18 protein-coding genes and 1 pseudogene are annotated in these 19910 nt (G+C 39.1%); 10 read left to right on the top strand and 9 right to left on the bottom strand.

Going from position 1 to position 19910, the window contains the following annotated elements:
• The first annotated feature begins 8 nt into the window (after nucleotides 1–8).
• From upp to A7A69_RS12640, 3 genes are all read left to right on the top strand, one after another.
• Complete coding sequence (upp, locus tag A7A69_RS12650; RefSeq protein ID WP_151980010.1) at nucleotides 9–644, top strand: uracil phosphoribosyltransferase; 636 nt, start codon at nucleotides 9–11, stop codon at nucleotides 642–644.
• Nucleotides 645–902: 258 nt separating this feature from the next.
• The gene (locus tag A7A69_RS12645) at nucleotides 903–3080 is read left to right on the top strand and encodes a TonB-dependent siderophore receptor (protein ID WP_152877877.1); all 2178 of its coding nucleotides are present in this window, start codon (nucleotides 903–905) and stop codon (nucleotides 3078–3080) included.
• Between the two features lie 136 nt (nucleotides 3081–3216).
• A complete protein-coding gene (locus A7A69_RS12640) occupies nucleotides 3217–5337 on the top strand; it encodes a TonB-dependent receptor (RefSeq protein ID WP_152877875.1) in 2121 nt (706 codons plus the stop codon).
• A 65-nt stretch (nucleotides 5338–5402) separates the two neighbouring features.
• Here the strand turns inward: A7A69_RS12640 and gigC are convergent, their stop codons facing one another.
• A complete protein-coding gene (gene gigC / locus A7A69_RS12635) occupies nucleotides 5403–6290 on the bottom strand; it encodes a LysR family transcriptional regulator GigC (RefSeq protein ID WP_119686481.1) in 888 nt (295 codons plus the stop codon).
• Between the two features lie 84 nt (nucleotides 6291–6374).
• Between gigC and A7A69_RS12630 the strand changes: the two genes are divergently transcribed.
• Nucleotides 6375–7136, top strand: coding sequence for a ferredoxin--NADP reductase (locus A7A69_RS12630; protein WP_152877873.1), 762 nt, complete (start codon nucleotides 6375–6377; stop codon nucleotides 7134–7136).
• A 103-nt stretch (nucleotides 7137–7239) separates the two neighbouring features.
• Here the strand turns inward: A7A69_RS12630 and A7A69_RS12625 are convergent, their stop codons facing one another.
• Nucleotides 7240–7662, bottom strand: coding sequence for a hypothetical protein (locus A7A69_RS12625; protein ID WP_120368643.1), 423 nt, complete (start codon nucleotides 7660–7662; stop codon nucleotides 7240–7242).
• Between the two features lie 154 nt (nucleotides 7663–7816).
• Here A7A69_RS12625 and A7A69_RS12620 point away from each other — a divergent pair, with 154 nt between their 5' ends.
• The 3 genes from A7A69_RS12620 to A7A69_RS16630 all read left to right on the top strand — a co-directional run bounded on the left by A7A69_RS12620 (nucleotide 7817) and on the right by A7A69_RS16630 (nucleotide 10239).
• Nucleotides 7817–8047, top strand: a complete 231-nt coding sequence (locus A7A69_RS12620; RefSeq protein ID WP_152877871.1) for a hypothetical protein — start codon at nucleotides 7817–7819, stop codon at nucleotides 8045–8047.
• Between the two features lie 230 nt (nucleotides 8048–8277).
• On the top strand, nucleotides 8278–9966 hold the full coding sequence (locus A7A69_RS12615) for a mechanosensitive ion channel (protein WP_152877869.1): 1689 nt from the start codon (nucleotides 8278–8280) through the stop codon (nucleotides 9964–9966).
• Nucleotides 9967–10065: 99 nt separating this feature from the next.
• A complete protein-coding gene (locus tag A7A69_RS16630) occupies nucleotides 10066–10239 on the top strand; it encodes a hypothetical protein (protein ID WP_171406674.1) in 174 nt (57 codons plus the stop codon).
• Nucleotide 10240: 1 nt separating this feature from the next.
• On the opposite strand, the gene A7A69_RS12610 is transcribed toward A7A69_RS16630, so the two are convergent.
• The 5 genes from A7A69_RS12610 to A7A69_RS12590 are packed head-to-tail and all read right to left on the bottom strand — an operon-like array spanning nucleotide 10241 to nucleotide 15814.
• A complete protein-coding gene (locus A7A69_RS12610) occupies nucleotides 10241–11437 on the bottom strand; it encodes a BaiN/RdsA family NAD(P)/FAD-dependent oxidoreductase (protein WP_152877867.1) in 1197 nt (398 codons plus the stop codon).
• Between the two features lie 32 nt (nucleotides 11438–11469).
• Nucleotides 11470–12339, bottom strand: coding sequence for a 1-aminocyclopropane-1-carboxylate deaminase/D-cysteine desulfhydrase (locus A7A69_RS12605; RefSeq protein ID WP_152878043.1), 870 nt, complete (start codon nucleotides 12337–12339; stop codon nucleotides 11470–11472).
• Nucleotides 12340–12399: 60 nt separating this feature from the next.
• On the bottom strand, nucleotides 12400–13569 hold the full coding sequence (locus tag A7A69_RS12600) for an HlyD family secretion protein (protein ID WP_152877865.1): 1170 nt from the start codon (nucleotides 13567–13569) through the stop codon (nucleotides 12400–12402).
• A 24-nt stretch (nucleotides 13570–13593) separates the two neighbouring features.
• A complete protein-coding gene (locus tag A7A69_RS12595; RefSeq protein WP_120368648.1) occupies nucleotides 13594–15252 on the bottom strand; it encodes an MFS transporter in 1659 nt (552 codons plus the stop codon).
• Nucleotides 15245–15814, bottom strand: coding sequence for a TetR/AcrR family transcriptional regulator (locus tag A7A69_RS12590; RefSeq protein ID WP_120368649.1), 570 nt, complete (start codon nucleotides 15812–15814; stop codon nucleotides 15245–15247). Before A7A69_RS12590 ends, A7A69_RS12595 begins: the two co-directional genes overlap by 8 nt.
• 182 nt (nucleotides 15815–15996) lie before the next feature.
• On the opposite strand from A7A69_RS12590, the pseudogene A7A69_RS12585 reads away from it, so the two are divergent.
• Nucleotides 15997–16761 (top strand): annotated as a pseudogene (locus A7A69_RS12585) (class I SAM-dependent methyltransferase).
• Between the two features lie 80 nt (nucleotides 16762–16841).
• Entirely contained in the window at nucleotides 16842–17432 is a 591-nt protein-coding gene (locus tag A7A69_RS12580; protein WP_152878041.1) for a LysE family translocator, read from the top strand.
• A gap of 208 nt (nucleotides 17433–17640) precedes the next feature.
• On the opposite strand, the gene A7A69_RS12575 is transcribed toward A7A69_RS12580, so the two are convergent.
• Nucleotides 17641–18099 carry a DIP1984 family protein gene (locus A7A69_RS12575; RefSeq protein WP_120368651.1) on the bottom strand — a complete coding sequence of 153 codons (459 nt, stop codon included), beginning with the start codon at nucleotides 18097–18099 and terminating at the stop codon, nucleotides 17641–17643.
• A 177-nt stretch (nucleotides 18100–18276) separates the two neighbouring features.
• Here A7A69_RS12575 and A7A69_RS12570 point away from each other — a divergent pair, with 177 nt between their 5' ends.
• Nucleotides 18277–18471, top strand: a complete 195-nt coding sequence (locus A7A69_RS12570) for an NF038215 family lipoprotein (protein WP_152877863.1) — start codon at nucleotides 18277–18279, stop codon at nucleotides 18469–18471.
• Nucleotides 18472–18519: 48 nt separating this feature from the next.
• Here A7A69_RS12570 and A7A69_RS12565 read toward each other — a convergent pair whose 3' ends face one another.
• Complete coding sequence (locus A7A69_RS12565; protein ID WP_152877861.1) at nucleotides 18520–19872, bottom strand: 8-oxoguanine deaminase; 1353 nt, start codon at nucleotides 19870–19872, stop codon at nucleotides 18520–18522.
• Nucleotides 19873–19910 lie beyond the last annotated feature (38 nt).

Here is a 19910-nt window from a genome sequence, read left to right as displayed (position 1 = left end):
GTTCTCCCGTGCCCATTCAAGAAATCCGTCATCCTCTCATTCGTCATAAACTTGGCTTATTGCGACGTTCGGATATCAGCACAAAAAATTTTCGTGAACTTGCTCAGGAAGTCACGATGCTTCTGACCTATGAAGCGACAAAAGATTTACAATTGGTTGATCATGAAATCTCTGGTTGGGCTGGCACAGTCACCACTCAACGTATCGCGGGTAAAAAAATTACCATTGTTCCAATTCTACGCGCAGGCATTGGTATGCTAGAAGGCGTACTTAACCTGATTCCAAGTGCCAAAGTAAGTGTACTAGGACTGGAGCGTGATGAAGAAACGTTACAGGCACGAACGTATTATAAAAAATTAGTTCCTGATGTAGCGAATCGTATTGCGATGATTATCGACCCAATGTTAGCGACGGGTAGCTCACTTGTTGCTGCGATTGATGTGTTAAAGGCCAGTGGTTGTAAAGATATTCGAGTTATGATTTTGGTTGCTGCTCCAGAAGGCATTAAAAAAGTGCAGGAATTGCACCCCGAAGTGGAAATTTATACCGCATCTATTGATGAAGGTCTGAATGCTCAAGGTTATATTGTTCCTGGTCTTGGAGATGCTGGAGACAAAATCTTTGGCAGTGTCCAAAAAGATTAAAAGCTTTGTTAAAAAACGCCGCCGTTTGGTGGCTTTTTTTTGAAAAAAAGTTAGGGGTGTCATCAAAATTATTGTTTAATTTATTTTAAAATTAAAATAACCTTAAATTTATAATAAATATTAAATGGAAATAATTATTTACTACCTCAGGTGAATAATAAAATACAATTATAACTATGGAGATAATATGAATAATGTTAGTGATAATTGTTATCAATTGAGATAGGATTGCGCTAATTTTATACAGGGGTACATTTAATGTTTAATACTCAACCCAAAATATTAGCCCGTACAATTTCAGTTATGATGTTCATGGCGGCTGGTAGTAGTTTTATTCACGCTGAAGATATCTTACCGACGATAAAACTGAAAGCAGACGATCAAGATCAGCAAGGTTATACCGTTAAAAAATCTAAATCTGCAACCAAAATGGATTTGGCGCTGAAAGATACACCTCAGTCAGTGAGTGTCATTACTGCGGAACAAATACAAGATCAACAATTAAAAGCACTGAGTGAAGTGTTGGATCAAACGCCAGGTATTTACCAACAACGTTATGGTGCTGCAGGTGCAGTAGGTACTGGCGGAGAATATGCAAGTTATTATGCACGTGGTTCTAAAGTAAACAATTTTTTGATTGATGGCGTTGTTTCAACACCTGTAACAACGGGTCGTACTGGTATGTCGATGAGTACATTGGATCCTGCCATCTATGAAAATGTTACAGTTGTAAAAGGTGCGACTGGCTTAACTTCAGGCGTGGGGTATCCCAGCGCAGCAGTTAACTTAAGTCGAAAACTTGCAACCTCGAAAGTTTCAACAGGTAGTATTAATCTAAGTACATCTTCTTTTGATGATAAATGGGCAGGATTCCGTACGGTTGTAGATGCACAGACACCATTGAATGAATCTGGAACTATTCGAGGTCGTACTGTTGTATCTTATGATGATGACGACTCATTTATGGATTGGGGTGATTCTAATTCTGGGTTGTTTTATACCACTTTAGGCGCTGATTTAGATGCTAATACAACTTTAAACGTCGGTGCTTTATATCAACGTGCCAAATCTAAAGGCTTAAGTGTTCATGGGTTTACCAATTATAGTAATGGTGTATTCAGTACTCGAGATCGTGAAGATAATTCCGCAGCACGTTGGGCTTATGGAAATGTAGATACAATTAATGCTTTTGTTGAATTAGAACATCGCTTCGAAAATGGCTGGAATGTCCAAGCAAATTATAATTATTTAACCCAAGATACAGATGCAGTATATGCTGTTGTTGGGTCAAATCCAGGACGTACGGCAAATTATGCCAATAATACTGGTCGAGTCACGGCGGGTTATCAAAAACTCCAACCAGAGTTACATGGACTTGATCTTTCTGCATCTGGACCTTATCAGCTTTTTGGTCGTGAGCATCAAATGATGGTTGGTGCTAGCTACCAAAATGTGCAGGCGGATGATCCTTATTATAATCGGGCAATTGGTTCAGATTGGGTTAACCTTGATACATGGAATGGTAATATTCCTGTTCCAGCAAGCTTGTATACAAATACAGGAACAAAAAATACAACAGATATGTCGCAATATGGTTATTACGCTGCGACTCGTTTAAATCCGACAGATCGATTACACCTTATATTGGGTGTGCGTGGTTTAGGCTATGACTATAAAGAAACAACAGCTAACGAGACAACGGCTGACTTTTCAAAAAATAAAGCTTCACCATATGCAGGCCTGACATTTGATTTAACTCAAAATCTAACTGCTTATGCAAGCTATACCAATATATTTATGCCACAGTCAGAACGAAATGCAAATTATGCTGTACTAGAACCTGTTCAAGGAGATAGCTATGAAGGTGGTTTGAAAGCAGCATTTTATGAAAACCAGCTAAATTTAACCGCTGCTTACTTTCAATCCAGACTAAAAGATTTCGCAAAATATGTGGGTAGTTTTGATGATGGTCCACATATTGGAGAGAGTATTTACGAAGGTGTAAAAGCCAAAACTGAAGGTTTTGAAGTAGAAGCAAACGGACAAATTCTTCCAAATTGGAATATACAGACTGGTTATACATACGCAAAAACTAAATCTAATGGCGAGACGATTTATCGTGATTATCCAAAACAACAGTTTAAACTTTACACGACTTACAAACTTCCAGTTTTAGATGAGAAAATAAAAGTTGGTGGAGGCGTAAGATGGCAAAGTGAAATTGTAGATGCATCTCTGTCTGGTGCGGCTTATGATGCAAATAAACAAGGTTCTTTTGCAGTCATAGACTTAATGGCTAAGTACCAAGTGACCAATGATTTTGCTTTGGGTATTAATGTCAATAATGTGGGGGACGAGGAGTATCACTTAAATGTTTCAAACGCAACATATGGTGATCCACGGACTTACATTCTTTCGATGAACTATAAGTTCTAAGTATAGATGAGCTAAACAGTAGCTACTTTATGCTGCTGTTTAGAAAAACAGAAAAGATAATTTAATTTATAATCGTTTTTATTCTCATTTGAAATTTTATCTTATATAATTGGCCCAATTTTTATGGGGAAATAATATGAAAAAGAATATTTTATTTTTATCTTTAATCGCTCTTCCAGCATTTGCTTTTGCAGATGAAAGTGTTGTACTACCAACGATCACTGTTAAAGCAGATCAACAGGATAGCTACGCTTCTGGGAAATTAAAGAAAAAAGCTAATCTGGGAAGTTTAGGTGAAAAATCAACGATAAATACGCCTTTTTCTGTAACGACTTATTCAGATCAAATAATTCAGGATCAACAAGCCTCCACAGTATCAGAAGTACTGAGAAATGATCCAAGTGTTCGTGAAACGACAAATGCTGGGCATTTAAATGAAAATATCCAGATTCGTGGTTTCTCTGTAGGTTTTGAAGATTATAACTTAAATGGTCTATTTGGAATGGCTCCAACAGGACGTATTCCAACAGATATTTTGGACTCCATTACACTACTTAAAGGCCCAAATGCATTAGTGGCGGGGATGGCTCCTGCTGGTAGTGTTGGTGGTGTAGTAATGGTACAAACTAAACGTGCAAATAAAGACCTTACCCAAGTTTCAGCGATGTACGAAGATGGTGGATATTATAAGTCTGGTTTTGATATTGCTCGTCGTTTTGGTGAAAATAAAGAATTTGGCGCTCGGGCTAGCGCATCTTATGGACAAGGTGAACATATCATTGATGGTATGGATGACAAAAATGCATCAGGCGTTATTGCTCTTGACTACACAACAGACAAATTAAAAATTAATTTTGATGCATATGCCTTACGTGACAAGCGTGAAGATGGTTCACCTGCTATGGTCTCGATGGGAACAATTAAGCAAGTAATTGCAGCACCAGCAGGTGACAATAACTATTTTTCTAATATTCATGGACAGCAAAATAGCCAATATGTAGGATTATCAGGTGAGTATAAGTTTACTCCTGATTGGAAGGTTTTTGCGGGAGCGGGTTATGCTGAAAAGGACTATTCTGGTCATCTTTTTGGCACACGCATGATCATACAAAATGCAGCTACAGGAGCTGCAACTTCGCAATACTACCGCGTAGGATCGAATGAACATGATTTTGCAGCAAATACTGGTTTCGAGGGGAAATTTGAAACAGGTTTTATTAAGCACACATTAGGCTTACGTGCAGATTATTTGTCTAGAGAATATAGCCAACATAAAGCTGCAACAAGTTCTGGTTTTAATACTAATTTATATAATCCTAGTACAAATGGTGCGATGCCATCTACCTATCCAGTTATCGTACCCTATGCTGATAATACTTATGTGAGCTATACCTTAACAGATCAGCTTTCTATGCTAGATGATAAATTGCAACTAATTTTAGGTGCACGTTATCAGGATATGGATATTAAAGCTTTAACCACAAATACTAAATATAGTGATGACAAAGTATCACCAAGTATTGGCATCGTGGTTAAACCTTTCGGAGAAAATCTTTCCTTCTATGCGAGTTACGTAGAAGGATTGTCTCAAGGTAAGGATTTGTCAGACACCATTTATTCAACAGATGTTAATTATAGAAAGATGTTTGCTCCTTTTCAGACTAAACAGTATGAGTTTGGTGCCAAATATCAGTTAGGCTCTTGGTTAAACACGCTTGCGTTCTATCAAATTGAAAAACCAGATTTGATGACGACTAAATTTGCTGCTGCTGATGCAAACGGGAAAACTCAAATTACAACGGATGATGCTGAAACACGTAGTCGGGGTATTGAGTGGTCTTTCTCAGGTAATATTATAGAGGGTTTAAATGTCATTGGTAATTTGGCCTATATTGATGCTGAGTATAAAAAAGCGTTAACCAATCAGGGCAATACAATTTACGGTATTCCTAAATTTACTGGTTCTTTAGGTTTGGATTATGCAATTCCTACGATTGAAGGATTAAATGTAAATACACGCGTGAGTTATATTGGTGATCAGTATTTGAATAGTGCCAATACGCTTAAACTACCTGATTATACAATTTTTGATTTGGGTGCAAGTTATAAAGTTAAAGTGGGTGGTGTTGATACGACATTCAGAGCAAATGTGGATAATGTTGCCAATAAAAAGTACTGGGCTGGTGTATTCAATGATAATTACGCGATTATTGGCGAGGCGCGTACTTATAAACTCGGCGTAACATTTGATTTCTAACTAATGCTTCCTATAAAAAACCCTTTCATATGAAAGGGTTTTTTATTTCGTGTATATAAATGAAATTAATTCACACGATTTTCACAGAAATTCATAAAGGCTTTTAAACCTGGCCCCTGATATTTTTGACGATGCACTAATACGTGCAGAGGACGAGTCAATTCCCAAAAAGGAGTTTCTAAAATTACCAACTGTCCTTTTTCAATTAAAGGTTCAATGGCAAGTCTAGAAATACAGGACATACCTAAACCGCCCGCTACAATCTTTAAAATTGCTTCATTATGACCCAGTGTGAGACGGATATTGGCATCAGGAACATCTTGTAAAATGGCATTATCAAAGACTTCGCGCGTTCCTGAACCTTCTTCACGTAAAATCCATTCTACGTTTAAAAAATCCTGAGGTGTTAAAGCTCGATCCAATTTAGCCAAAGGATGGTCAGGCGAGCAGCAGACAGCAAGTTCGTCATTCCGCCAATGGATACATTGTAATTGTGGTAAATGACAGGAACCTTCAATGAGTGCTAAATCAAGCTGAAATTGATTGACAGCTTCGATCATCTGGCGTGTATTACCGACTTGCAACTGTAAATGTGCTTGTGGATGAATTTGGAGAAAATCTGCCATGAGGTCTGGGATTAAGTAGTCGCTGATGGTCAAAGTGGCGCCTAAACGCAAATCTATACTTTGTAATTCACCTTTAGCAGCTTGTTCAAAAGCCTCACAACGACCTAAAATTTCTAAAGCTTGTGGCAATAAAAATCGACCTAAGTCATTGAGCTGTAAACGTTTTCCTAGACGATCAAAGAGTGGAGCGCCTAACCCATCTTCAAGGTCAGCCAATGCCATGCTGGCAGCACTCTGTGTGAGGCGTACTGCATCGCTGGCTTTGGTTACTGTTCCTTCTTGAGCGACTGCCACAAAGACAGCCAACTGACGTAATGTCATGCGCATGAATCAAGCCTTACCCTTGAAAAGTAGTCATAATTTCTGCTGTCATGCTAACATGAGCATACCCTGTCGTGCCATGTTGAAATTATGTCAATTGAGAAATTTAGCGTCGAAAAAGTCTTATCTGTACAACGTTGGGCTTCAAATTTATTTAGTTTTACTATGACGCGTCCAGCGCATTTTAAATTCAGCGCAGGTCAGTTTGCCCGAATTGGATTAAAGCTAGGGGACGATTTGGTGGTGCGTGCTTATTCGATTGTATCCTCTCCATTTGATGAAACTCTTGAGTTTTTTTCTATCGTTGTGCCTGATGGTGCGTTTACGTCCAATCTGCAGCATCTAAAAGTGGGGGATGAACTTTACTTAGAAAAAATTCCTTATGGATTTTTGACATTGGCACGTTACCAATTACCAGCACCGCAAGATCTATGGCTTTTAGCAACAGGAACAGGTTTAGCGCCATTTATTTCTATGTTGCAGGACTTTGCAACATGGGAAAATTATCAAAAAATTAATTTAGTCTATAGTGTTCGTACCGTTTCTGAACTGGCTTATGTCGATCGTATACAACAGATTGCAACTACTTTTGGTGAAGACCATCATGGATTTAAATTTATTCCCGTGATTACCCGTGATCCAAATGCCACCTTACATGAAAGATTGCCAGTACTGATTGAAAATGGTGAACTGGAAAAAGTGGTAGGATATTCGCTAAATTCTGCAAGCAGTCATGTCATGCTCTGTGGTAATCCACAAATGGTTGAAGATACCAAAGAGGCTTTAAAACGCCGAGGTCTAACGATGAACCGACGTGGTGAGGGCAATATTGCAGTGGAAAATTATTGGTAGTGAATGGTGATTAAAGCAATATAAAAGCTTTAAAACTGTATAAGATGACTGAGAATTAAAATAATGAAAGCTTATTCAGGACGGATCTATAAGAGCATATGGTTTAGTGTACAAACATATCCATAAATTCACGCAGTTCCTGAATAGCTGTATCCAGATCTGTACTCAACCAAGTGGGTTCAAAAAATCCTGCATAATGTTCAAGACGATCTTGTGGAACGACCAGACGGACTGGACATTCTTCTTCAAGTAATCGCCAAGGTAGGATTGGAACTTCATTATCTAAAAATGAGTTGACGTTACGAATGTCAATGATCATGGCATTGATACAATCAGGAAAAGGCATCACTGAAAATTCTTCAGTACGGCGTCTAAAATATTCTAAATCACCCCATTTCAGTTGATAGCTTGATTTATTAAAACCAATAATCCCGATCAAATGCTCATCACGAGTGTAATGTAAAGAGCATTCATGTGTGACGTCAGTGTCTAAATCCAGAGTGACGCTTTGCTGACGATACGACATAAAGACCTAAGTAAAAAAATGGGTGGGCTATTATAGCCTAATTTTATATACAACGCAGAAACAAAGAACACGATAGCGCTATGCTTTGTCACACAATGCTACATAAGTGCTTGTTATGATAAAGAACAAGGGAATATAAAAAGAGGGGAAGCCCATGACTCATGATTTCAATAAACCATCACCGCATACTTCATCGCCAGAAGAAACTGAAAAGAAACGCCGTTTACCTGTGTATATATTGGCGATTGTCGGTATTTTTTTGATTGCACTGATTGTATATATGGTGGCAGATCAAAAACCAGATGCCAGTGATGCTCCGCCTGATCATCCAAATCCAAACGCAGAACCTGCGACTCCAAACAATTCGACAGCAAATAATCATTAATCTTAATTTGCTTTCTATTTAAATGATTAAGAAGCCATTCAATTACATTGAATGGCTTCTTTGCAATTTTGTGCACCATTTTTGTAGTAGTTCTTATATTGCACCTTGAATAAAAAATAAGCACAAAATAAGGTGATAAAGATCACAATTGATATTCATTCTTAAAACTATTTCATTTTGCTGCTTAACCTTATTAAGCCGTAAGAATATAACAAGAGGGCGTGACATATATGAACGATTACTTTGGCAATGAGGCTGGACAAGCCCATTATGGATTTATGTACTATTGGGACATGTTTCAGCCCATTATTGCAGCAATTGCTGTCTTCATTATTGGCTGGATTTTGGCGCTGATTATTGCTGCGGGTATCAAAAAATTATTAAATTTAATTGGAACCAATCGTCATTTATCTACGGCAACAGGTAAAACACCAGATTTTGAATCAATTATTTCCAGATTTGTATTTTGGTTTGTACTCATTATTGCACTTATCGCAGCTTTAAATGTCTTGAATATTTACAGTGTGAGTGGACCATTTAGTGCCATGATCACGCAGGTATTGGTCTTTGTTCCAAATATTATTGCGGCCGCTGTGGTGGCTTTTGTCGGTTGGATATTAGCGCGTTTGGTGCGGGCTGGACTTAGTAAAGGTTTGGCAAAAACGCAACTTGATGAAAAGCTAAGTACAGAAGTAGGTGTTCGACCACTGAGTGAAAATATCGCAGATATTGTTTATTGGCTGATCCTGCTTTTATTTTTACCCATTGTACTTTCGATCTTAGGTCTTTCAGGATTGTTGCTGCCTGTACAAGCGATGGTCGCTGATGTTGTTGGGTATCTGCCGAATATCTTTATTGCGGGTGTGATTATTTTCGTCGGTTATATTTTAGCGAAAATTGTACGCGGTATTGTTGAGGGTTTAGTTAACAGCGTTGGACTACAGACTCAAGCTGAGAAAATTGGTCTGTTTAAAAACAGTAATATTAGCAGCGTATTAGGTTCATTGGTTTTTGCTTTAATCTTTATTACGGCATTAATTATCGCTTTTGAAGCACTCGGAATTGAATCAATTTCTCAGCCTGCGACCTCGATGCTCAATGAGATCATGTTTGCGATTCCAAATATTATCGCGGCTGGTCTGATTCTGATCATTGCCTATGTGGTTTCTCGTTTTGTTGCAAAACTAGTTGAAGATATTTTGGTTGGCACAGGTGTTGATGAAGTTCCTGCAAAATTCGACTTACAGCGCTTCTTGGGAACGACTAAAATTTCGCATGTGGTTGGCGTTTTAATCGTGTTCTTTACGATGTTGTTTGCGGTTGCAGAAGCAGCGAATCGTCTTGGTTTCGATCAGATTAGTCATTTGATTGCGATCTTTATTGCATTTGGTGCCAATATTCTGTTGGGCGCAGTCATCCTTGTGATTGGTTTCTGGTTAGCCAATATCGTGGCAAATGTGGTACAGCGTGGTGAATATAATAGTTCTCGCTGGTTAGGTAATCTGGTTCGTATTTTGATTATGGGCTTGGTTTTGGCGATGGGTTTGCGCGCAATGGGTATTGCCGATTCAATTGTCAACCTTGCTTTTGGTTTAACACTCGGTTCAGTGGCAGTGGCTTTTGCCTTAGCTTTTGGTCTAGGTGGTCGCCAACCAGCAGAACGTGTTTTGACTGATTTAATTGATAAAGCCAAAGCCGAGGGAAATAAACCCAATCCAATTGCTAAAACACAATCAGCAGTCGTGGTTGAAACTCCTGCGACATCAGCCCCAGTTTCAACGCCAGAAGCGGCAACAGATCATAATGTTCCAACGACTTTTGATGTTGATCCAGCCCATAAACCTTTAAATAATCCTTATGGATCTAAAAGTGAGGGTGGGGATGATCCAACGATAAAACCCGATGATCAACCGAAATAAGTTTTGATTTTTACCGTAGAATCGGCCACTCTATCTTGAGTGGTCGTTTTTTTAGACCAAGAAAATGAATGACTCATAAAAATAACAGAGGAGTGAAATATGCAAAAGCAGCCTAATCGTTTTATTGCACCTATTGTCATTGCAGGAATCACTGTGGGTTTTCTAGTCAGCGCTTATAAATTCGTTTTTGCCAAGCCAAAAGATGAAGCTACAAAACACAAGAGTGAAGACATGCAGGTTATTGCTCCAGATCAGATAGATGCTGCGCCATAAATCATACATATTGTGCAGCCGCATAGGCTGATGACCATGCCCACTGGAAATTGTAGCCGCCTAAATGCCCAGTCACATCTAAAACTTCTCCAATAAAATAAAGCCCTTTTACATGTTTGCTTTGCATGGTTTTTGATGAAATTTCAGCAGTATCAACACCCCCTAAAGTAACTTCTGCGGTACGATAGCCTTCAGTACCTGAGGGTTTAACAACAAAACTGTGTAATTGTTCTGCAATTTGCTCTAAGACTGTATCACTCAGTTGACCAATGGTTGTTTCTGCATAGTCTGGCCAAATCAGTTGTTGTAGTTCAAGTACAATACTTTTTGCAGTGAATTCTGTAACTAAAGTGCGTAGCAACACTTTGGGTTGCTGCTGTTTCTTTTGCCTAAAATAAGTTGCTAAATCTTGAGTTGGGAAAAAGTTAATTTGGAAACTTTGACCAGCGTGCCAATAATTTGAAAGTTGCAAAGCGCTTGGGCCACTTAACCCACGATGAGTAAAGAGTAAAGCTTCGGTAAAACTACTTAGATCGTTTGAAAGTGTAACCTCTAGTGCATTTCCACTTAAGCGTGTCGTTACCTCTTTAAATTGATCTGAAAAAGTAAACGGAACTAGTCCAGCGCGAGTAGGAAAAACGTGATGACCAAATTGTTTTGCCAGTTCATAACCAATACCAGAACCTCCTAGGGTGGGAATAGAAAGTCCGCCTGAAGCAACGACAAATGATTCGCAGGAGAAAGTTCCCTGAGAGCTTGTGATCTGAAATATTTTATTATCGAGTTGCTTTACTGCTTTGACTTCACAATCTGTTTTAATATCGACCTGCTTGGTTTTTTCACACTCAGCAAGCAGCATGTTCAAAATATCTTTTGCACCATTTAAGGTAAAAAGTTGTCCATGCTTACGTTCTTCATAAGCAATCCCATAATCGCAAACTAGACCGATAAAGTCCCAGTTGTTGTAACGTGATAATGCAGAAATAACAAAATGCGGATTTTGTGAAATAAAGTTCTCAGGCTCGACATAGAGGTTGGTGAAATTACATTTACCCCCACCAGACATCAGGATTTTTTTACCGATTTTATTGGCCTTTTCAACAACCAAGACATTGCGCCCACGTCGTGCGGCATGTGCTGCTAGCATCAGCCCAGATGCACCAGCACCCAGAACAATGACATCATAATGCATGGACATAAACGTACTCTGAAGTTATAAAAAGCGCGACATTATAAAAGATTTTGTCTGCCCTGTAATCCACCACTGTGAATCGCTAAAATTCGGGTATGAGGTGGAAAATATGCTTTTTCGATGAGATCAAAAATACCAAACATCATTTTTGCAGTGTAAATTGGTTCTAACGGAATCTGATATTTTTCTTCAAAACGCCGCATAAACTCAATCAGTTGATTTGTGGTTTTTGCATATCCGCCAAAGCAGTAGTCATCTTTAATCTTCCAATTGGTTTTATGGGTGAAATGAGCAACCTCATGTTTTAAGAAATCACCTTTAAGCGCAGAAAAACCCAATAGTGTTTGCTGTGAGCTACTGGCTTCTATCAATCCTGAAATTGTTCCACCTGTACCGACTGCACAGCAAATAACATCGTAATTTTGTAGATCAGCATCACTCAAAATTTCTTTACAACCCTGAATGGCAAGTGCGTTTGTACCGCCTTCTGGAATTAAATACGTATTTGGATAGCGTTGCTGTAATTTGCGGAGAAAATCAGGTTGGTTTTTATTGCGATAATCTTGTCGATTGATAAATTCAAGCTGCATACCAAAATGAGATGCTGTAGTTAATGTTGGATTCAAAGCTTGATGTGCAAGTTCTTCACCCCGAATAATGCCAATACTGTCAAATCCAAAATAATGTGCAGCATAGGCTGTGGCTGCAATATGATTTGAAAACGCACCTCCGAAAGTGATGACCTGATCAAATCCTTGTTTGTGGGCCTCAAGCAGATTGTATTTGAGTTTATAAAATTTATTGCCTGAAATGTGCGGATGAACTAGATCCAGACGTTTAATATCCAGTCTAATCGTGTGATCCACTAAATTCTGATAAGAGATCGGTTGGGCGAGTGCGTCGAACATGGCAAAAATATAATTTTCGATGGTCATCAGTATAAAACGCTGACCATCGAAAAGATTCAATTATTTTGAGGACGTGTCTACCGATGTAATGACTGACATTCCTGGACGCAAACGTTCTAAACCATCCTGATGAGGATCAATCGCGATACGCACCGAAATTCGTTGCACGACTTTAGTAAAGTTTCCTGTTGCATTGTCAGGTTTCAGTACACTAAATTCAGAACCCGCTGCGGGAGAAATTTGTTCAATATGACCTGTAAATTTTTTGTGATTGAGTGCATCTACTGTGAACGTTGCAGTTTGTCCAATTTTCATATTTGAAATTTGGGTTTCTTTAAAGTTGGCAATGACCCACGTTTGTTCTGGGATCAAATATAGCAATTGTGAACCCGCTGCTACATATTGACCAATACGAGGATTGACCTCACCAAGCTGTCCGTCCATAGGTGCAGTGATGATGCTGTAATCTTTGGTTGTCGTCGCCTGATCCAATTGCGCCTGTGCATTGGTCACTTGAGCCTCTAACCCAGTTTGTGCCACTTGTGCTGTTTTTAATGCTTCATTTGCAACACTAACATTGGCTTCTGCCTGTTTGAGTAATGCTAGATTATTTTTAACATCAGCCGCCGCTTTATCACGTTCGGATTTGGATGCTGCACCACTATCGCCCAGTTGTTGATAACGGTTGAGTTGGGTAACAGACAAATCGTATTGCGCCTGTGCCTGATCGACTTTAGCTTGAGCAGCTACAATATCGGCTTGCCGCTGCGCGATCGTCTGTGTTTGATTGGCCAGACTATTTTTTGCTTGTTCAACAGCAGACTGTGCTTGCGTCACTTTTTGGTCATAAGTCGTGGCATCAATATGCATCAAAGGCTGACCCTTTTTTACGTAGTCAAAATCTTTGACAAGCACATCTTTGATATAACCATTAATTTGTGACGATAGAACAGTGGTTTTTCCTTTTACATAGCTATTGTCTGTTTGTTCGATGACTGTATGAAAAGGCCCGATTCGCCATGCCCACATAATTAATCCTAAACCAATTAACAACACGATGAGCATGATTGCCAGTGTCGACTTTTTGGTTGGAATCAGTTTTCCGACCTGTTGTACAGGTTTTAGTGGCGCAGGTTGAGATGTAGCATTTTGAGCAGCAGCAGATTGGGGCTGAGCTGTTTCATTCGAAGTTTGTTCATTCGAGGTGTCGGGTTTTTGCTCGTCACTCATAAGTTATACTCAAACACTCCAAAATCAGGATGAGGTTGATGTGGTTGCAAGCTTTTCTCGATAAGTGAGATACTTGCCCCAGATAATATTGCATAATCCCCATAGGAATAACACAATTGCCACGATGCTATTAAAATTAATCACATCGTTATAAGCACGTACTTGAGCCTCACGATTCACCGTTTGTGATAAGGTTTTAGTGGCTTGTAACTGATCTTGAACAGGATCTGTAATGTTCGGACTAAACTTAGCTTGATACTGTTTTAAACGCTGGTCTATGGTTGGGTCAGTTTGTTCAAGGTTATTATTGATGTCCATTTGATAAACTTGGGTTTGACGTTTTTGATAGGTGTTATAAAACGAAGAACCAATCAAACCACCAAAGTTTTGTGTCGCAGAAAACAATACAATAAAGGTAACGACATGCGCTGGACTTTCTTTTAGCGCCCGACCAAATCCGACCAAAAGCAAGGGGCCAATAAACAACCCATTTGCAAAAGCAATCAGAAATTGACTGTGATAGAAATTTTGTGGACGGATATCACTGGTCAAATGTGCATCAAGTTTACTCGCGACCAAAATTAAAAAAGATGCCAAAACCAAATGGAGTAATGTTCTTTCTCTGGAAAAAGTAGCGGCACTAAATAATACTCCTGCTAACATTCCAAAAAAGATGACACTATATAGACCGACAAACTGATCAGGTCCCATGCCCATAGTTTTTAAGAAATTAACAGCAGCATAACTTTGTTCTGAGAGTAAAAAACGTAAACACAAAGCCCCGAATACAAAACGCAGAACAGCAAAAGTGCCAAGCCAACGCGTCATAATTAAAGGGTTACTACGATGATGCTCGTAAAAGAAGCCTAATATTAATAAAACAAAGCCTGTCATGAGTACATAAGCTAACCACGGTGAATCAAACCACCACAGCAAAGGGCCTTGTGTCAAAACAGCACAGATACAAGCGAAACCTGGTGCAAGTAATAAAAAAGTGAAAATATCTTCTCGTTCAAAAACGGCAATTCGTAAACTGCGCGGTAACTTGAGTGAAACCACCATGGCATAGCAACAAATCGCCATTCCTAATTCAAAGGTGTATAAAACCGTCCAGTCGTTGACAGTAACCAGAGCAGGGGAAATGATCCATGCTAAGGGTACGCCCAATTGCCCAAATCCAAAACCAATGTAAAGACCTCTTAAACGATGTTCTTTGGTAAAACCTTGCATGATGTAATACATGCCAAGTGAGCTAAGAGGAGCTGCGACCATGCCACTAATAAAACGCACAAAAATAGCCATATGATAATTCTGCACAAAAATATGCAGAATCATCACGCCAATAAAAGCAAGTAGACCTATTTCGGTAAAGAGACGTAAACCGTATTGTTGTCTGGCTTTAAATAGGATCAGGTTGGAACTGACATTGGCCATCACATAGGCGGCAGGAAGCCACGCGCTTTCAATTGGGGTTAAACCATATTCACCTTGTAATTGCGGTAAATTAGCCGTGATAAAGCCATTACTGAGTCCAGCGGTGAGAGCAATAAAAGTTCCAATAATAAAATACAAATATCTTTTATGGGATGGGTGCTCAATTGAAGGTGGAGAGCCGGGTAATACAGGACGTTCATCATCTGTCCAGTCTGGTGGTGTTTCCAGATAACGAGGACTCTCAGCCATGATACACCTCGTTATTTAAGCAAATTCCATTGAGCAATAAGTCGACTGCACGATTGGCAAATCTAACTCTTTCGGTTTCATCATGTCCGCGAAAAGATGAAGAAAGCATCGAAACAATACTGCGATAATCTTCAAAATTAAAATCAGGACGGCAAATTTCCTTGTTTATCGCCCGATCAATCAACGGTTGTACAATGAGCTGATGATGCTGTACAAGTGGGATCAGAACTTCATCATTACGATCCAGTATTCGCCAATATTCCATCAGTGCTGATAAATTGTTTAAATTATGAACATGACTTTTAATCAGTCGAATTAAGCCATCATCGTACATGCGGTATTGTTCGGCAATAAATTCGAGATGTGATACCGCTTGTTCCAGTAAAGCATAGACTAAGGCTTTGCGATCGGTAAAATTTCGATAAAAAGTCGCACGACCTACACCTGCATGATCGATAATGACCTGCAAAGGCACATTCATACCATGTAGTTTAAACATTTCAACCGCAGCTTCGAGCAAGTCTTCCCGATTTTTGGCCGCGCGTTTGACATGTTTACTCATAGAGAAAAAAAGCTGAAATTGATCTATATATTTTACGGACGTTTTTGTCCGATTTTCCACTAATATTTTTATGAATTTGTAAATTATAAATGAAAGTTATCAATTGATTAAAAATTGATTATTTTATTTTTTGAATTATGAGGACTAAGCTGAATCAGATAGAGACTACAGGACATATCATTATGACGACGCAGCATGAAGTGAATCAACAACAATATCAAGATAAGTCTGAAGCTTATTTAAATAGCATAGTGCATGCACAAGGAATCGAGTTTGAAAAAATTCGTGAAGTTTTACAACAACAATCTTTTAAACGTGTTTTAGATTTAGGTTGTGGTGGTGGGCATGTCACTTACCATATCGCGCCTGATGTAGAGCAGGTTATAGCCTATGACTTGACTGCTGAAATGGTAAATTTGGTACTTCAACAGGCTAGTCAAAGAAATCTGAATAACGTTATAGGACAGCAAGGGCCAGCAGAAAAATTGCCTTTTGACGACCAGAGCTTATGTTGTGTCGTAAGTCGATATTCAGCACATCATTGGCAAAATGTTCCGCAAGCCATGAGTGAAATCTATCGAGTTCTAAAACCAAAAGGCAGCGTTATTTTTATTGATATTTTAGGAAATCAACAACCTGTACTAGATACTTTTTTACAGAGTATTGAGATCATTCGTGATCCAAGTCATGTACGTGATTATTCTTTGGCAGAGTGGATGACATTTGCTGAGCGTGCAGGTTTTAAAATTGATTAAATTGAGAAACAGAATTTGAAACTAAATTTTCAAAGTTGGGTGGAGCGAATGCAAACACCAGCAGAAGCAGTTGCAACACTACGCTATTTACAGCAAAAAGCATCTGATGTTGTAAAAAATTACTATCAAATACAGCCAGATGGCTCATTTCAAAGTGAAGTGATGTATTTGGTTCTTACAAAGCCTGAGTAATGCGTTAAAATTTACCCTTAAAATGATTAAAAGCATGGGATACACACGTGGATAGTTTGCTACCTTTATTTTCTATTGCGATGGCACTCATGTTAGGTGCAATTAGTCCTGGCCCAAGCTTTATCTATGTTGCTCAAAATTCGATTGCTAAATCACGTAAGCATGGTTTGTTTACCGCTTTGGGAACAGGGACAGGAGCCGCAATTTTTGGCTTACTCGCGGTAATGGGCTTACAAGCGATTTTATTGGCTGTGCCATCGGCTTATCTCATGTTAAAAATTGGTGGTGGACTGTATTTACTCTGGTTGGCTTATAAGATTGTAAAACACGCTAAATCACCCATTGAGATGGATGCCCAACAGCAACAAAGCATGACTTATCAAAGCGCATATCGTTATGGTCTGATTACCCAACTGAGTAATCCTAAAATTGCAGTAGTTCTTGCCAGTGTATTTACCGCATTGTTACCTAAAGACATTCCAAATTATTATTATGTGGCTTTGCCTGTGATTTGTTTTGTAATTGATGCAGGTTGGTATTCACTCGTCGCCTTACTTTTATCGTCTGAAAAACCGCGCCGCGCTTATATAAAAGCCAAAACCCTGATTGATCGAGTAACAGGTGGAATTGTGACTGTATTAGGTCTAAAACTCATTTTCTCAAGTCGTTAAGTTAAAAAGTGGGTGGGCATATTGTCAGTACGTGGTGGTCATTAGTCACGTGTCATAGATAATATATGCAATGTGCTGCGCCTAAAATGTAAAGATTTGGCGAAGCAGGCGCACTACTTCTATCAGACGGTTTGTGAATTTTAGACCTTACAAACCGTATAAAAAGGTCGTGTACTCGCCCAATATACCCAGATTGATCATACTTAGTTTATTCTCTTAAATCTATCTGCCAATTGGATGCCTGAATTTCAAGATTGATTAAGCGTAAATTTTGGCTGATTTCATCTGCTTGTTTTTGTAGCTTAGAAACAGAAACGGCTTTAATCCATTTAATTTCACGAACACTATAACGATCTGTATCTTTTTGCGTATTGTCTATCGCTTGCTGGATGATTCGATGTTCGGCGTTAAGTTGATCACGCTGATTGAGAATATCGAGTAAAGCTTTTCCATTGTTTGCTTGCGCTTGTGCATTGGTTTGATGGATTTTTTGTATAAGCTGAAATAATTGTTTATTCACCATAACAGCTTCATCTATGAGTTGTTCTGGATTTTCACTAGGGGTATCTCCATCTTGCACGAGCACATTTTTATGAATACGTTGCTGCAAGGAAAGCAGTTTTTTCTGTAAATCACTTCTGAGCAATAATGCTTCCGCAAGCTTCATAAAAACTCAATATATAGGTCTAAATAAAATCATCATAAAATGAAAAAAAATCTCTGTCCGTTTCAGAACGTATATTTCTGCTTTTGAATTATATAATTTGAAATGTTTTTTTGCGCATGATTTGAACAGGTTGTGATAATCTGAAGATAAAAATAATGAAAATAATCAGGTGATCATATGAAAAGGATGTTTCTATATGGCTTGTTGATGAGTTCTTGCTTTAGTCTGATGGGATGCGATGTTAAAAAAGATCATGTTCAGCCACCTAAAACAGTTCGAAGCATAAGTATCGCGGGGATGCCTGTCTATGAGAAAGATTTTAAACTAGAACCATTATTGGCAAACGATACTCAAATCAACCAAAATCAATAATCAAATTTAAAAAGCAAAAGAGACGTTTCAACGTCTCTTTAAATAAATTTAAGCCGCTAATAATTTCTTGGCAGCTAAACGATGTTCAGCTTGTAGTTTCTCAATATCAACACTGAGTAATTGACGATCTTTGACAACCCATTTGCCGCCGACCATGACATGTTCAGCATGATCTGCACCACACAACAATAGTGCTGCAATCGGATCGTGACTTCCTGAAAATTTCAACTCATCTAGTTTATACAAAGCAAAGTCTGCCTGATGACCTACCGCAATTTCACCAAGATGATGTTCACGTCCTAAAAGCTTGGCGGAACCCTGAGTTGCCCAGCCGAGTGCCAGTTCGGGTGTAATTTTCTCTGCACCATATTTTAAACGTTGCAAATACATGGCTTGACGAGTTTCTAAAATTAGATTTGAAGCATCTCCAGAGGCAGAACCATCTACCCCTAAACCAATTGTTGCGCCTGCCTGCATTAAATCAAGAGTTGGACAAATACCAGAGGCGAGACGCATATTAGAATGCGGACAGTGACAAATGCCAACGCCTGCCTGACCTAAACGCTGTATTTCTTCAGGATTAAAATGAATGCCATGCGCAAGCCATGTTCGATCGCTTAACCAGCCTACGCTATCCAAATAATCTACCGTTCTCATGCCAAACATCTGCAAACAAAAAGCTTCTTCATCTAGCGTTTCTGCCAAATGAGTATGTAAACGAACATCCAGACGTTGCGCCATTGCTGCACTTTCGCGCATGATATCTTGCGTCACTGAAAAAGGAGAACATGGTGCAAGGGCAATATTGACCATTGCATCTGCATCACGCTGATGGTATTTCCCGACAAGGCGTTCTGAATCCAGCAAAATCTGATCCATATCCTGTACAGTATGCTGTGGAGGCAAACCGCCTGATTCTTCGCCCAGACTCATAGAGCCACGAGTGAGCATCACACGAATACCAAGTTCCTGTGCAGCCTGTACCTGTATATCAATTGCATCAGTCAATTGCTGTGGAAATAAATAATGATGATCTGCTGCAAAGGTACAGCCAGACATGACCAATTCAGCCAAAGCCACCTGTGTCGCAAGATGTAATTGTTCAGGAGTCAGTTTTGCCCAGACAGGGTATAGATTTTTCAGCCACGGAAAGAGAGGAACATTCACCACAGGTGCCCATGCACGGGTGAGCGTTTGATAAAAGTGGTGATGAGCATTAATCAAACCTGGAATGACGACACATTCTCGTGCATCAAAGGTTTGATCAACCGGTTGAGTAGGTAGTTGACCTTGAGCAATCAGTTCAACAATTTTACCATTTTCAATCACGATACCATGACTTGCATCATGTTGATTTGCGGTAAATATCGCAAGCGGGTGCTTGATCCAGAGGCGTGACATGTTGATTACTCATTGATTGATTCATCTGAAAAAAGCAA

The sequence above is a fragment of the Acinetobacter guerrae genome, assembly GCF_009372255.1.
Lineage (GTDB): Bacteria > Pseudomonadota > Gammaproteobacteria > Pseudomonadales > Moraxellaceae > Acinetobacter > Acinetobacter guerrae.
The sequence above is the reverse complement of the archived record's forward strand: the minus strand, read 5'-3'. Positions and strand labels throughout refer to the sequence as shown.

Bases quoted from the DNA above. Each gene is read 5' to 3' on its own strand.
- A7A69_RS12645 (WP_152877877.1), top strand. From the start codon at position 903: ATGTTTAATACTCAACCCAAAATATTAGCCCGTACAATTTCAGTTATG.
- A7A69_RS12640 (WP_152877875.1), top strand. From the start codon at position 3,217: ATGAAAAAGAATATTTTATTTTTATCTTTAATCGCTCTTCCAGCATTT.
- gigC (WP_119686481.1), bottom strand. From the start codon at position 6,290: ATGCGCATGACATTACGTCAGTTGGCTGTCTTTGTGGCAGTCGCTCAA.
- A7A69_RS12630 (WP_152877873.1), top strand. From the start codon at position 6,375: ATGTCAATTGAGAAATTTAGCGTCGAAAAAGTCTTATCTGTACAACGT.
- A7A69_RS12625 (WP_120368643.1), bottom strand. From the start codon at position 7,662: ATGTCGTATCGTCAGCAAAGCGTCACTCTGGATTTAGACACTGACGTC.
- A7A69_RS12620 (WP_152877871.1), top strand. From the start codon at position 7,817: ATGACTCATGATTTCAATAAACCATCACCGCATACTTCATCGCCAGAA.
- A7A69_RS12615 (WP_152877869.1), top strand. From the start codon at position 8,278: ATGAACGATTACTTTGGCAATGAGGCTGGACAAGCCCATTATGGATTT.
- A7A69_RS16630 (WP_171406674.1), top strand. From the start codon at position 10,066: ATGCAAAAGCAGCCTAATCGTTTTATTGCACCTATTGTCATTGCAGGA.
- A7A69_RS12610 (WP_152877867.1), bottom strand. From the start codon at position 11,437: ATGTCCATGCATTATGATGTCATTGTTCTGGGTGCTGGTGCATCTGGG.
- A7A69_RS12605 (WP_152878043.1), bottom strand. From the start codon at position 12,339: ATGTTCGACGCACTCGCCCAACCGATCTCTTATCAGAATTTAGTGGAT.
- A7A69_RS12600 (WP_152877865.1), bottom strand. From the start codon at position 13,569: ATGAGTGACGAGCAAAAACCCGACACCTCGAATGAACAAACTTCGAAT.
- A7A69_RS12595 (WP_120368648.1), bottom strand. From the start codon at position 15,252: ATGGCTGAGAGTCCTCGTTATCTGGAAACACCACCAGACTGGACAGAT.
- A7A69_RS12590 (WP_120368649.1), bottom strand. From the start codon at position 15,814: ATGAGTAAACATGTCAAACGCGCGGCCAAAAATCGGGAAGACTTGCTC.
- A7A69_RS12580 (WP_152878041.1), top strand. From the start codon at position 16,842: ATGGCACTCATGTTAGGTGCAATTAGTCCTGGCCCAAGCTTTATCTAT.
- A7A69_RS12575 (WP_120368651.1), bottom strand. From the start codon at position 18,099: ATGAAGCTTGCGGAAGCATTATTGCTCAGAAGTGATTTACAGAAAAAA.
- A7A69_RS12570 (WP_152877863.1), top strand. From the start codon at position 18,277: ATGAAAAGGATGTTTCTATATGGCTTGTTGATGAGTTCTTGCTTTAGT.
- A7A69_RS12565 (WP_152877861.1), bottom strand. From the start codon at position 19,872: ATGTCACGCCTCTGGATCAAGCACCCGCTTGCGATATTTACCGCAAAT.